General features: G+C 66.9%; 10 protein-coding genes. 2 read left to right on the forward strand and 8 right to left on the reverse strand.

Going from position 1 to position 12,942, the window contains the following annotated elements:
• Nucleotides 1-47: 47 nt before the first annotated feature.
• The 4 genes from RLT59_RS18475 to dnaB all read right to left on the reverse strand — a co-directional run bounded on the left by RLT59_RS18475 (nucleotide 48) and on the right by dnaB (nucleotide 8,568).
• Entirely contained in the window at nucleotides 48-2,669 is a 2,622-nt protein-coding gene (locus tag RLT59_RS18475; RefSeq protein ID WP_311304422.1) for a TniQ family protein, read from the reverse strand.
• Nucleotides 2,666-3,826, reverse strand: a complete 1,161-nt coding sequence (locus tag RLT59_RS18480; protein WP_311304423.1) for an AAA family ATPase — start codon at nucleotides 3,824-3,826, stop codon at nucleotides 2,666-2,668. The genes RLT59_RS18475 and RLT59_RS18480 overlap by 4 nt, the downstream gene beginning before the upstream one ends.
• Complete coding sequence (locus RLT59_RS18485) at nucleotides 3,823-6,876, reverse strand: TnsA-like heteromeric transposase endonuclease subunit (RefSeq protein ID WP_311304424.1); 3,054 nt, start codon at nucleotides 6,874-6,876, stop codon at nucleotides 3,823-3,825. Before RLT59_RS18485 ends, RLT59_RS18480 begins: the two co-directional genes overlap by 4 nt.
• Before the next feature lie 231 nt (nucleotides 6,877-7,107).
• Nucleotides 7,108-8,568: a replicative DNA helicase gene (dnaB, locus tag RLT59_RS18490; RefSeq protein WP_063624777.1), complete on the reverse strand. Its 1,461-nt coding sequence runs from the start codon at nucleotides 8,566-8,568 to the stop codon at nucleotides 7,108-7,110.
• A gap of 476 nt (nucleotides 8,569-9,044) precedes the next feature.
• Between dnaB and RLT59_RS18495 the strand changes: the two genes are divergently transcribed.
• Complete coding sequence (locus RLT59_RS18495; protein WP_311304425.1) at nucleotides 9,045-10,382, forward strand: MATE family efflux transporter; 1,338 nt, start codon at nucleotides 9,045-9,047, stop codon at nucleotides 10,380-10,382.
• A 114-nt stretch (nucleotides 10,383-10,496) separates the two neighbouring features.
• Here the strand turns inward: RLT59_RS18495 and rplI are convergent, their stop codons facing one another.
• The 4 genes from rplI to rpsF form a co-directional block, all read right to left on the reverse strand.
• Entirely contained in the window at nucleotides 10,497-10,943 is a 447-nt protein-coding gene (gene rplI / locus RLT59_RS18500) for a 50S ribosomal protein L9 (RefSeq protein ID WP_073733221.1), read from the reverse strand.
• 18 nt (nucleotides 10,944-10,961) lie between these two features.
• Entirely contained in the window at nucleotides 10,962-11,198 is a 237-nt protein-coding gene (rpsR, locus tag RLT59_RS18505) for a 30S ribosomal protein S18 (protein ID WP_003967857.1), read from the reverse strand.
• Between the two features lie 44 nt (nucleotides 11,199-11,242).
• On the reverse strand, nucleotides 11,243-11,872 hold the full coding sequence (locus tag RLT59_RS18510; RefSeq protein WP_311304427.1) for a single-stranded DNA-binding protein: 630 nt from the start codon (nucleotides 11,870-11,872) through the stop codon (nucleotides 11,243-11,245).
• Between the two features lie 74 nt (nucleotides 11,873-11,946).
• Nucleotides 11,947-12,237: a 30S ribosomal protein S6 gene (rpsF, locus tag RLT59_RS18515; RefSeq protein ID WP_018101872.1), complete on the reverse strand. Its 291-nt coding sequence runs from the start codon at nucleotides 12,235-12,237 to the stop codon at nucleotides 11,947-11,949.
• A gap of 280 nt (nucleotides 12,238-12,517) precedes the next feature.
• Here rpsF and RLT59_RS18520 point away from each other — a divergent pair, with 280 nt between their 5' ends.
• Complete coding sequence (locus RLT59_RS18520; protein WP_311304428.1) at nucleotides 12,518-12,832, forward strand: hypothetical protein; 315 nt, start codon at nucleotides 12,518-12,520, stop codon at nucleotides 12,830-12,832.
• Nucleotides 12,833-12,942: the final 110 nt, after the last annotated feature.

The raw sequence follows: 12,942 nt of genomic DNA on the forward strand, positions 1-12,942 counted from the left end.
CCCGTCTGCGCTACGAGATCTACACGGGCGTCTCCACGATCTTCGGCTCAGGAGGTCGCGATCCGGACGGCGTCCGCGACCCTGGTGCCAAACGGTGTTAGTCGCATCCCGCGGCCTCGCTCGGCTCGCTCGATCAGAGGGTGGCCCAGATCCCTTTCGAGCTCGTTGACCTTCTTGATCAGGGTGGAGTGATGGATGTCGAGACCCTGGGCAGCCTTCCTCATCGTGGCGTACGGCATCGCAGCAACAACGACTTCCAACCACTTCCAGGCGTATGGGGCGGTCAGAGCGTCCCGCAAGAACTCCGGAGCACGGGCCGCCCAGTCAGGGGCGCGGTATGCGGCAGCGGGTACCCCGCCACGGCGAAGCGGGATCTCGTGGTGGCGTGCCCAGCGGGCCATGGTCCTCTGGTTCATTCCCATCTCACGGGCAAGATCGGCCAGAGTCCGGCGGTGAACCACGTACTGGTCATGGAGCCAGTCACGTTCCACGGCGTCATGTCTCCCGTAGTCCTCGCGCCTGCGCATCGGGATCTCGTACTCGTGGGCGAGCCGGGCCACCACCCTGTAGGAGAACCCGGTGAGCTTGGCGATCTGCGACAAAGAGTGGTGCTCGTCGAGATACAGGCGGACCATTCGCTCCTTGGGCAAGGTCTGCATGGCTTTGGCGTACCTTTCCCTGTCCATGGCCTGGTCTGTCGTCGGTGGGAGCGAGGGAGCAGGCTGTTCCCCCAAGAGATATCGGACGGCTTCGACCGAAGTACCCAGGACGTCAGCGGCGTGTTGAACGGCATGCCTTCGCTGACGCACGAGGTGATGCAGGTGGGAGATATCGACCTGGCCGGGGTCCGGGCCGGGGAGAACGAGCCCGTTCAGGAGATCTTTGGGCGGCTGCCAGGTGATCGGCTCGTCGTGGATGGCCTGGGAGTCGAGGAAGGCCCGTGCTTCGGCGTCGACGGCCTGCGCCAGCTGCGGGCTCTGCTGGGCAAGGAAGCGGAAGTAGTCCGTACGGAACAGTGCCTCACCGGCGTTCGGGGCACCCGGTGTGGATTCGGGTGGGAGTCCACTGATGCGCTGGAAGAGGTAGCAGCGGATGATCTGTTCGCGGCGCTCTGTTCCGGGGTGTGTGCCGGTGCGGCGGCAGATCTCACCCCAGCGGCCGCGCGGCAGCAGGGTGGTGTAGTCGAGGTGCCGCCGCCTCGCATAGTCGATGGGGACGTCGGCGGCATCGAGGTGATCGGCCAGCCTGGTCAAAGCGGTGACGATATGGAGCCACTGTGGTTGGTCGTCCAATGCCTGCAGGGCGTAGGAAACGTCCATACGGTGCACCACCGATCCCAGGAGTTCACCGGCGGTGTCGAAGTCGGTGCGGCTGTCGACGGTCAGCACAGCTGCGGCCAAGGCGGGTGCCAGGATGCGCGGGACGGTGCCGTCGGGCGGAGCCAGCCGGAGAGTCCACAGGCTCCAGAACGTGCTGGGGATCTTCCGGCTCCGCTGTGCGATGTCCTCGCTCCTGGCCATGGGCCGTCGCGGGACCGGTGAGGTCATGCGGTGCCGCAGATAGTTCGCGGGGCGAAGTAGGGGTGCTGCTGCTGCCAGTTGCACGCTTGTGAGCACTGGGGTGACGCGGTTCCCCCAGCCCTTAATCTGACCGATGCCCGCTTCGGAGAGATCTGCGTGCATCGCGACGAGCAGGTTGCGCATCGCCTCGCCGGCTTGGTGGATGTCTGGCTGGTCCAGGACGCTCAGCGCGACGGTAACGGCGGCCGCCGCGCTCGCGGCTCTGGGCGGAGCCATGAAACCGGGTCGATCGCCGACCACCGCGAGCATGCCGACGGCGCCGGGGCCAAGGTGGGCATCGGTGATGTCAGCCGGGACCCGTCGGGCGAGGTCCTCGGTGGGGAGGCTGGACAGCACGCGTCCGGAAAGGGCACGAATGTCGCTGAGCGCACCCGCCGCCGGCTGCGGTGCGAGTGCGAAGGCCCCGAAGGTGGCTGTGCCTGTCTCGATGATGTCCATGATGAGTGCCTGGGCGGCTGTGACCGGGTGCCCGGCGGACAGGCGAAGGGTGCACGTCTGAGTGAGGTCGAGACCGCAGCCACTGGTGAAGGAACCACTCTGAGTGGAGGGCGCGTTCCCGCAATGCCCGAGTTTGGGGATGACTCGCTCGCTTCGGGGCCGCAGACGAGGAACGCGCCCGCAGTTCGGACAGCAGTCAGCCAGCAGCCGGTGGCGCCGCAGGCAGGCGAAGGACCAGCCCAGCCGCCAGGACAGCATCCAGCGGCCGTCGGATTCCGCCAGGCAGTCCGGGCAAAAGCGGGAGCCGCCGCCCCGTCCCCAGAGCACCCGGCGGTTGACGAAGCGCCGTTCATGGTCGATCTCCAGCGCCCGCCGATCGTAATGGCGCAGCGTCATCGCGTGGAGGCGGGCCTCCGCCAGGCCAGTGGTCGCGGACAAGACGGCGGCCTGCTGGGGACCCAACAGGATCGTCCAGTCCGGCGGGATGCCGAGCAAAGAGTTCCCTGTCTTCTGCAAGAGCGGCAGGCCGATGCTCAGCATCACCTCACCCAGCGGCGTCCGAAGCCTGTAGGCGAGGGCCTCCAGCCAGGAGTCCAGAGCCTCGCCGGGGAGCGGGTCCCGGCGGAGCGGCAGCGTACGGGCCCGGCTCATGCCACAGTCTTCGCCGACACGGTCCTCGCCACGCGGGAACGGGGCTTGGTCGTCATGCGTTTGCGCGCGAACTTCTTCTCCAGTGCCTTGCGCGCCCTCTCCGCTCCCGCGTCGAGTTTCACCTGGTTCAGCAGCTCCTGGTCGAGGAGTTCGGCTCCCGTGCGGGCAGCACGCTGACAGCCCCGGTTGATGAGCGTCATCAGTGAGCCGATGTGGCCGGTGGTGCGGATGTAGAGGTAGTCAGACAGGTCGTCGGCGAGCATGCCGGGGTACTTCCGGGCCAGGACGAGGCGTTGTTCGAGCCCCAGCATCAGCTTGCGCCACTGGTGCCGCTGCTTGTCATTGCCCACCACATAGGCGTCCATGGTGAGCGGGGTGGTGCGGCGCGCGGTCTGGGCGAGTGTGATGTCGCCGTAGGAGTCAGACTCGGAGTACAGGCCGCGGTTGCCCAGTTCGACGCCGATGAAGATGAGCGTGACCGGGAACTCGTTCGCGATGTACTTGAAGTGGTTGCTGACCTCCTTGCCATTCTTGTCCTGCCACTTGAGGAAGTGCAGGTCGTCGATGATCAGCAGTTTCGTCTCGCATTCCAGGACACAGTCCAGGGCCCGCTGGGCGAAAAGTGTGGCCGTGCCGGACTTGCGGCCGGGGTGTGCGTAGAACTCCAGCAGGGCGCGGTTGAAGTCCTTCATGCCGATGTTGCTGGTGAGCCCGACCCGGCACACGGGCCACCGTTCGTGACCGGAGTCGGTGAAGGATCCGGCCCGCGCAATCTCCTTCTGGTGGTACTTCAGTGCGAAGTCCAGTACCGCTGTGGTCTTCCCGAGCCCGGGAAACGCGTCCACGGCGACGGCTCCTTTGGCCTTGTCACCGTCCTGCTGATTGCTGGCGACGATGTCCCACAAGTCCTCGTGCAGCGCTTCGAGTTGCGGCGTCTTTAGCGGGCCGAGGTTGGCGTGCCAGACACTGCGGCCATGCTCGTATTCCAGTCTGGCCACCTCCCCCAGAGCGACGATCTGCTTGAGCGTCAAGATCTCCGGTTGGACACGGCGGGGCGCCTCGGCCAAGGCCTGCAGCCCCTCCTTGCGGGAGAGCGTGAGGTTGTCCAGCTTCGGACGCGCGCCCTCAGGCGGCTCGGTGGTGCGGGGCGGCGTCACGCGTCCTCCAGGGCATCGACGTAGAAGTCCTCGTCGTCATCGGGACCGTCGAGTTCGTCGTCATCGTCGTCGTCACTGGGCGCCAGGCCCTCATACGGCTCCGCCTCACCCACCTGGAGGTCATCCGCGTCTTGGTCGTCTTCGTCGCCACTACTGGCAAGGAGCCGGGCGACGGACGGCAGCGCACGCACGTCATCCCAGTCGGTCTCCGGCAGGTCGAAGGCAGACTGTTCACGGGCCTGGCGCAGGGCAAGACGCCGTTCCGGCAACGTCAGCCCCAGTCCCAGGTGCCACCGCTTGAGCAGGTCGGCAACCGCACTCTCGTCGTCAGGGAAGGGCGACTTCGCACCCGCCGCTTTCCGAGCGAGTTGGAGGGCTCCCTCGCTGATCGGGAACTTCAGCGCCGGTGCGTGCTCCCACTCCAGGGCTTGCCAGCGGCGGGTGTCGGGGCGTCGGAAGTAGATGTAGTTGATGTTGTCCGGGTCGACCTGGATCGGCCACAGGCCCTTCGCCTTCGCCCCGGTGTACTCGCTACTCTCGCCCCGGTAGCCGTCGAGGCCAGGGCCGTTGTAGCGGCACTTGCGGATCTCCACGCCGTAGTGGTGCAGCTGCTTCCACTCGGTCTTGAGGAACTCGAACCCCAGTGCCGGGTCGCGGGGCACGTCGATGTATCCGGCGCGGGCGATCCCGTGCTCGAACATCGCTGACGGCGACAGTCGCAGGCCCGGCACGTTGGGGTCGAGGAGACCACGATGGGCCCGGCGGTGATATACGCACGCCACCCACTCGCGGATGATCGCCTCCAGCTCGTGCAGGAAGAAGAACGCCTCGTCTTCTGGCCGCTCGCCCCGCGAGAACACATCCGGCCCCTTGTATCCGGGCAGCACTTCGAGTGGTCCTTCGCGCAGGGTCTTGAAGAAGCGTTCGATCGGGCCCTTGTCCCGGCCCGTCCGCAGGCGGGCCGGCTGGATGGACAGCCCGAGGCGCTGGCACACGGAGGTGATGTGCTCGCTGATGTACGGCTTTCCGTGGTCGACCACGATGGTCTCCGGAACCAACGCGGGCCCCGCCGCACCTTTCGTGGCGCCGCCCTTCGATTCTTCGGCCACGTCCTCTTCAAGCGCCTTGCGTTCCACGAAGACGCCGCGGGGAATGCCGTGATCGGGCCAGACCGCCGAGGAGGGCCAGTCCTTGCCCGGCGGCCGGGGACGGTAGGTCTGGAACAGCACCGCTGCGACGTCGATGGACTGCGTGGACACCGGCGTCACCCTGAGCCCCGTGATGCACCGGGTGTACCAGTCCATCGCGACGGTCAGCTCGGCCTGCACCCACTTCATCATGATCGGGTCCATCGCGAAGACATCCAGGCGCGTGGTGTCCATCAGCAGGTATTCGCCCGGCCGTGTCGGCCGCAGCTTCCCGTACGTGCCGCGTGGCCGGGCGGCGATGTCCCGGTTGCGTTTAGTGCTCAGCCGGAACGTCGGCAGCCGTCGCTCGAGCTCCTCCAGCCACCGGTATGCGGTCGCCCGGGTCGGCAGCTTCACCTCGCCTTTGCCGTGGCGGGCCTCCAGGCGTGGGCCAATCATGCGGATCACTTTCGCGCGGGTCGGCTTCGACTCCTTCCCGTGCTCGGCCATGATCTCCAGGGCCACCTCCACCCACCGCTCGTCGGCACGGCCGAGCCTGCCCATGTCCCCGCTTCCGCGCTCCGGGCCGCCGTGCACGAGTCCGGCCTCCCGGTCGAGCAGGTAGGCGCGCACCCACCGTTTGATGGTCCGTACGCTCACGCCCAGCTCGGTGGCCTTCGCTTCGTACCGCTGCAGCTTGGGCACTGTGGCCGCGTACTGCGGCGTCGGCTCACCCGGCTCCGCCAATTCCTCGCTGCCCGAACGAAAACCGGTCAGCACCTCATTGACATGGGCGGCTCGCTCCCTGACCTCGGCCAGTTCCTCCTCGCTGAGGAGAGCGAACAGCACCGAGGCCGTCTCACGGTCGTCGTCGGCCTCTGGTCCCGGTCCGGTCGCGATGACCGTGGCTCGGCCCGAGGAGAGCACACCCCGCAGAGACAGCCGGAATCTGCGGTCGGCCCCGTCGCGAACCAGAAGCTCGTTGCCGGCCGCCGAGCCGAACATCTCTTCCACCACGACGACTTCGCCGTCGTACTTCAGCCTCGTGCCCACCCCGACACGCACCGCGGCTTCGCTCACATGCCCTCCCGAACGAGATCCCTGCATCCGCCAGACCAGTTCGTCATCACCGTCGTCGAGCTCGGACTCGTCGACGGGTCGAGGAAGATCGCCGCGACCTGAGCCGACCACCGTGGCCAGCCCTCCATGCAGCACATGCCGCTGGGACAGCACCGTCGTCAGGTCAGTCACCAAGTGCTGGCTCCACAACAGCCGCAGTACGGCGGCCCGCACCCTCCAGTCGGGGTGGCCGGGGAAGGCGTGCAGCGCATCCCCCAGCGTCGCCCCATCCAGATCGGCCGCCCGGATTTCCGCAAGCAAGTCCTCGTCGAAGAGCCGGTCGCGGCGATAGCCCGCGAGGAAACGCAGGTTCGCCAACTCCGCTTCTGGCGGCTCGGACCACACCTCGAAGTCCCAGCCGCGTGATAGGACGACCTCGCGGGCCCAGCCGAGCACGAAGTTCACCTTCGGCCGCGTGAGCAGATGCCGCGGTTTGACGTCCACGACCAGCGGCACGTCCTTCTCGCGCAGCACGAGATAGTCCGGGACATGGCGACGCCTTCGCCCGTCCACCGTGGTGCTGAGGAGGAATGGTTGCGCGAATACCGCCGTCACGTCCTGGTCGAAGTCTGCGTAGAGCAAGCGCGTCAGCTCAAGGCGTGATTCGTAGGCGACGTGATCACGCATGGTGGAAGACCAGTGAGTGCCCGAGTAGTGCTTCTGCCCGTTGCGCCAGCGGAACGTACGCCAGGGGATCGAGGGCTCGAAGACGTCGACGCCCGACCTGGACCAGATCAGGTCCTCGTCGATCTTCCCGTCCGTACGACGGAGACTCATCGAGACTTCGCCGATCACCCACGACATGCCCCACCCCCGACTAGCAAGAACGGGTGCAGAGATCCCGTTCTCGACCAGTTGCGACAGCCTCCAGCATCAGACGGAAGAGGAGCACTGCATAGATCGAGTCCGGGAACAGCACTACGACGAGTGAACGATCAAACAGGAGTCCGTCTCACTGCGTTGTCCCATGGGCCAGAAGAAGGCCATCGCCGATGAGAAAGGGACACGCGAAATGCGAACCTACAGAATCACCGGTCAGGTCTGCGCCATGTCCACGAAGCGCGAGTAGTGCCCCTGGAAGGCGACGGTGATCGTCGCCGTCGGACCGTTACGGTGCTTGGCCACGATCAGGTCCGCCTCGCCCGCCCGCGGTGACTCCTTCTCGTAGGCGTCCTCGCGGTGCAGCAGGATCACCATGTCGGCGTCCTGCTCGATGGAACCGGATTCACGGAGGTCGGAGACCATTGGCTTCTTGTCCGTGCGCTGCTCCGGGCCACGGTTCAGCTGGGAGAGCGCGATGACCGGCAACTGCAGCTCCTTGGCGAGGAGCTTGAGGTTTCGGGACATGTCCGAGACCTCTTGCTGACGGCTCTCGGCGCGCTTCGAGCCACCGGACTGCATCAGCTGCAGGTAGTCGATGACCACCAGTTTGAGGTCGTTGCGCTGCTTGAGGCGGCGGCACTTCGCCCGGATCTCCATCATGGAGAGGTTCGGGGAGTCGTCGATGTAGAGCGGGGCGGCGGAGACGTCCGGCATCCGTCGCGCCAGCCGGGTCCAGTCCTCGTCGGTCATGGTGCCGGAGCGCATGTGGTGGAGCGCCACCCGCGCCTCGGCGGACAGCAGTCGCATCGCGATCTCGTTGCGGCCCATTTCCAGGGAGAAGATCACGCTGGGCAGGTTGCTCTTGATCGAACAGGCCCGCGCGAAGTCCAGGGCGAGCGTGGACTTACCCATGGCGGGCCGGGCCGCGATGACGACCATCTGGCCCGGGTGGAGGCCGTTGGTCAGGGCGTCGAGATCGGTGAAACCGGTCGGCACACCGGTCATCTCTCCGCTGCGGGACCCGATCGCCTCGATCTCGTCGAGCGCGCCTTCCATGATGTCGCCGAGCGGCAGATAGTCCTCGCTGGTCCGCTGCTCGGTGACGGCGTAGATCTCGGCCTGTGCGGAGTTGACGATGTCGTCCACATCGCCGTCGGCCGCGTATCCCATCTGCGTGATCTTCGTGCCCGCCTCGACGAGCCGCCGCAGGACGGCACGCTCGTGAACGATCTCCGCGTAGTACGAGGCGTTGGCCGCGGTCGGCACCGACTGGACCAGGGTGTGCAGATACGGGGCTCCGCCGACCTTGGTGATCTCGCCGCGCTTGACGAGTTCGGCCGCGACGGTGATCGGGTCGGCCGGCTCGCCCTTGGCGTAGAGGTCGAGGATCGCCTGGAAGACGGTCTCGTGGGCGGGGCGGTAGAAGTCGTGGCCCTTGATGATCTCCACGACATCGGCGATGGCGTCCTTGGACAGCAGCATGCCGCCAAGGACGGACTGCTCCGCGTCGAGATCCTGGGGCGGCACCCGCTCGAATTCCCGGGAACCGCCTTCCCAGCCGCCGCTCTCCCGGCCCCGGTCGTGCTGCTCACCTCGGTCACGACCCTCGCCCCGGCGCTGGCGGGAGACGGGCAGCCGGTCGCTGGGGCCGGTGTCGGCCCAGGGGTCGTCCAAGGGCTCGGGGATACTCATCCGGCCACCTCCTCCCGTCCGCTCCGCGGACATAGCCGTGCCACTCTTTCTTACGGCACGGCACCGACAAACAAGACGCCCGACTCCGGTTGCGGTGTGTCGGGTTCTGCCGGTTTCCAGGCCGAAACAGGGTGGGGGCGCCGCCCCACGTTAGGCCTCCGAGCACCGTCAGCCAATCTGGTTATCCACAGGGCATGTGGACGACGGACCAGATGCTGTGGAGAACCACGCAGAACCTGTGCACGGACCGGGGGACAGCACTGTGGAAAAACTCATAGCACCCCCACCATCACCATCCTGACCTGCACGTTTCTCATCCACCGACTGTGGGGGAGAAAAACTTTCCGAGTCGGCGCAAGATCAGGGCAACGCACACGCGGCGGAACACCGAACTCCTCTAAATGTAAGGATCAATAAGGGATTGCATCTGTTACCTGTGGAAGATTAGATTGACCCCTATGACCCAGGCACCGGCGAGCCCGCCACCCAGTCGCCGTCGGCACGACCGCGAGATCATCGCACTCGCGGTTCCCGCCTTCGGCGCGCTCGTGGCCGAGCCCCTTTTCGTCATGGTCGACAGCGCCATCGTCGGCCATCTCGGGACTCCGCAACTGGCCGGCCTGGCTGTCGCGGCAGCCCTCCTGACGACCGGCGTGAGCATCTTCGTCTTCCTCGCGTACGCCACCACAGCAGCGGTCGCCCGCCGGGTCGGAGCCGGGGACCTGTCCTCCGCGATCCGCCAGGGCATGGACGGCATCTGGCTGGCGATCCTGCTCGGCCTCGCGGTCATCGCCCTGACGCTCCCCCTGTCCCCCTGGCTCGTGGAGATCTTCGGCGCGTCCGACACCGCGGCCCCCTACGCCACCACCTATCTGCGGATCTCCAGCCTCGGCATCCCCGCCATGCTCGTCGTGATGGCCGCGACGGGCGTGCTCCGGGGCCTGCAGAACACCCGCACCCCCCTCTATGTCGCCATCGGCGGTTTCACAGCCAACGGAGTCCTCAACGTGGGACTCGTCTACGGCGCCGGCCTAGGTATCGCCGGATCGGCCTGGGGCACGGTGATCGCCCAGATCTCGATGGCCGCGGCCTATCTCGTCGTGGTGGTCCGCGGCGCCCGACGGCACGGCGCCTCACTGCGGCCCGACGTCGCCGGCATCAAGGCCAGCGCCCAGGCCGGCGTCCCCCTCCTGGTCCGTACGATGTCGCTGCGCGCCGTCCTGCTCATCGCCACCGCCGTCGCCGCCCGGCTCGGCGACACCGACATAGCCGCGCACCAGATCATCCTCTCGCTCTGGAGCCTGATGGCCTTCGCGCTGGACGCCATCGCCATCGCCGGGCAGGCCATCATCGGACGGTATCTGGGGGCCGATGACGCGAAGGGCGCACGCGAGGCCTGCCGCCGCATGGTGCAGTGGGGCATCGCGTCCGGCGTCCTGTTCGGGGTACTCATCATCCTCGCCCGGCCGCTGTTCGTGCCGCTGTTCACCAGCGACCAGTCCGTCCAGGACACCCTCTTCCCAGCCTTGCTGGTGGTAGCCCTGACCCAGCCGATCGCCGGGGTCGTCTTCGTTCTGGACGGTGTACTGATGGGCGCCGGCGACGGCCCGTATCTGGCCTGGGCCATGATCGTCACCCTGGCCGTCTTCGCTCCGGCGGCCCTGCTGGTTCCCGCTGTCGGCGGCGGGCTGACGGCACTGTGGTGCGCGATGACACTGATGATGGCCGTCCGCATGGCGACGCTCTGGCTGCGGACCCGCTCGGGCAAGTGGCTGGTCACCGGCGCCGCTCGCTGAGCCACTCACCGGAGCTCTGCGCTCTGCGGCCCTTCGCCTGTTTCACGTGAAACAGGCGAAGGGCCGCACCTCAAGAGGTGCGGCCCTTCGCTGTTCTGCTGAGATGCAGCCTGATCAGGCCGCAACAACCTCGACGCCGAGCTTCGCAGCGACCTCGGGGTGCAGGCGCACGGACACCTGGTGTCCGCCGAGCGTCTTGATCGGCGAGCCGAGCTCGACACGACGCTTGTCGACGTCCGGACCACCGGCAGCCTTGATCGCCGAGGCGATGTCGGCCGGGGTGACGGAGCCGAAGAGACGGCCGGCGTCGCCGGAGCGAACGGCCAGACGGACCTTCACGGCCTCAAGCTTGGACTTGATCTCGTTGGCCTGCTCGATCGTGGCGATCTCGTGGATCTTGCGGGCGCGGCGGATCTGCGCCACGTCCTTCTCGCCACCCTTGGTCCAGCGAATGGCGAAGCCACGCGGAACCAGGTAGTTACGGGCGTACCCGTCCTTGACGTCAACGACGTCGCCAGCAGCACCGAGGCCGGAGACCTCGTGGGTGAGGATGATCTTCATGATTCGGTCACCCTTCCCTTATCGCGCGGTGGACGTGTAGGGCAGCAGCGCCATCTCACGGCTGTTCTTGACAGCCGTGGCGACGTCACGCTGATGCTGCGTGCAGTTGCCGGTGACGCGGCGGGCACGGATCTTGCCACGGTCGGAAATGAACTTCCGCAGCATGTTCGTGTCCTTGTAGTCCACGTACTGGGTCTTGTCCTTGCAGAACGCGCAGACCTTCTTCTTAGGCTTGCGCACAGGCGGCTTCGCCATGGTGTTTCTCCTGTGTGATCAAGAAGTGGGGGTACGAGCTGCCCTTAGAAGGGCGGCTCGTCCGAGTAGCCGCCGCCAGACGTTCCAGAGCCGCCGGAACCGCCGGAGCTTCCGCCCCAGCCGCCTCCGCCACCCTGCTGGCCCCCGCCCTGCTGGCCGCCGGCCGGCGCGCTCGTGGCCCACGGGTCGTCGGCGGGAGCGCCGCCACCACCCTGCTGGCCACCAGCACCGGGACCGCCGCCCCAGTTACCGCCACCCTGCTGACCGCCGCCGTATCCACCCTGGCCCTGGCCGCCCTGGCCACCGCGACCGGTGGTCTTGGTGACCTTGGCCGTGGCGCTCTTGAGACTGGGGCCGACTTCCTCGACGTCCAGCTCGTAGACCGTGCGCTTGACGCCCTCGCGGTCTTCGTACGACCGCTGCTTCAGCCGGCCCTGCACGACAACGCGCATGCCTCGCGTGAGCGACTCGGCGACGTTCTCCGCCGCCTGCCGCCAGACCGAGCAGGTGAGGAACAGGCCTTCGCCGTCCTTCCACTCATTGGTCTGCCGGTCGAAGATGCGGGGAGTGGACGCGACGCGGAACTTCGCGACCGCCGCACCGGACGGGGTGAAGCGCAGCTCGGGGTCGTCGACGAGATTGCCGACGACCGTGATGACGGTCTCGCCTGCCATGGATGAACCTCTCGGCGGGGATTGCTTCTGGCTGCTTGCTGCTACTCGAACCCGATGACCACTGAGCTAGAAGCTCAGTGGATCTCGGGACGGAGGACCTTGGTCCGGAGGACCGACTCGTTCAGGTTCATCTGGCGGTCGAGCTCCTTGACGACCGCAGGCTCGGCCTGCAGGTCGATGACCGAGTAGATGCCCTCGGGCTTCTTCTTGATCTCGTAAGCGAGCCGACGACGGCCCCAGGTGTCGACCTTCTCAACCTTTCCTTCGCCCTCACGGACGACGGAGAGGAAGTTCTCGATCAGCGGGGAGACTGCTCGCTCCTCGAGATCGGGGTCGAGGATGACCATCACCTCGTAGTGACGCATGTGGAACCCACCTCCTTTGGACTCAGCGGCCACGGTCGTTCCGTGGCAGGAGGGTCGTGATGCGTAAGCAACAGTGTCTCCGAGTAAAACAGCCGCCACTGACAACGCCCTCGGTTGAGAGGGGGCTGAGATGGGGTGGCCGGGGCAGACACCGGTGCAGACCGTCCAGAGTACCTGTAGACGGGCTTCCGGTTGAAATCCGGTGGTCAGGAGACGCAATCTGTACACATCGGGTGTGAGCGGCGCCACGATGCGCCGCCTTTCGGCCAGGAGGTACTCCATGGCACACGCAGTGCGACCCCGTTCGTCCGTCTCCCTCTTCGCCACGGACGGAAAGGCTCATCCACTCCAGGACGCCCTGGTGGCGGTAACGCTGGCCCTCGGCATCCTCGCCTTCGTAACGGCGTGGTTCCACGGCCTGCATCTGATCAGCTCGTGGTCCGGGCTCATCGGAATTCTCGTAGGCGCGTACGGGCAGTACATCTCCGTGACGACGCGGGAGAGGTTCCCGCTGATCCTCGGTATCGGGGCCTCCGCCATCGGGTTCTTCCTCGGTATGGCCCACGGCGGCCTCTTCGGCGGCGTGGTGGGCTGAGCGCGCCGCCGGCCGGCGGTCCCGGCAGGGGCCCGGGGCGGCGTCGCAGCCCGGCGCCGCCCTCCGCACCACCTGCCGGAACCGTCCCGGTCCGACAGGGCCAGACCGCG

The organism is Streptomyces sp. ITFR-6 (genome assembly GCF_031844725.1).
Lineage (GTDB): Bacteria > Actinomycetota > Actinomycetes > Streptomycetales > Streptomycetaceae > Streptomyces.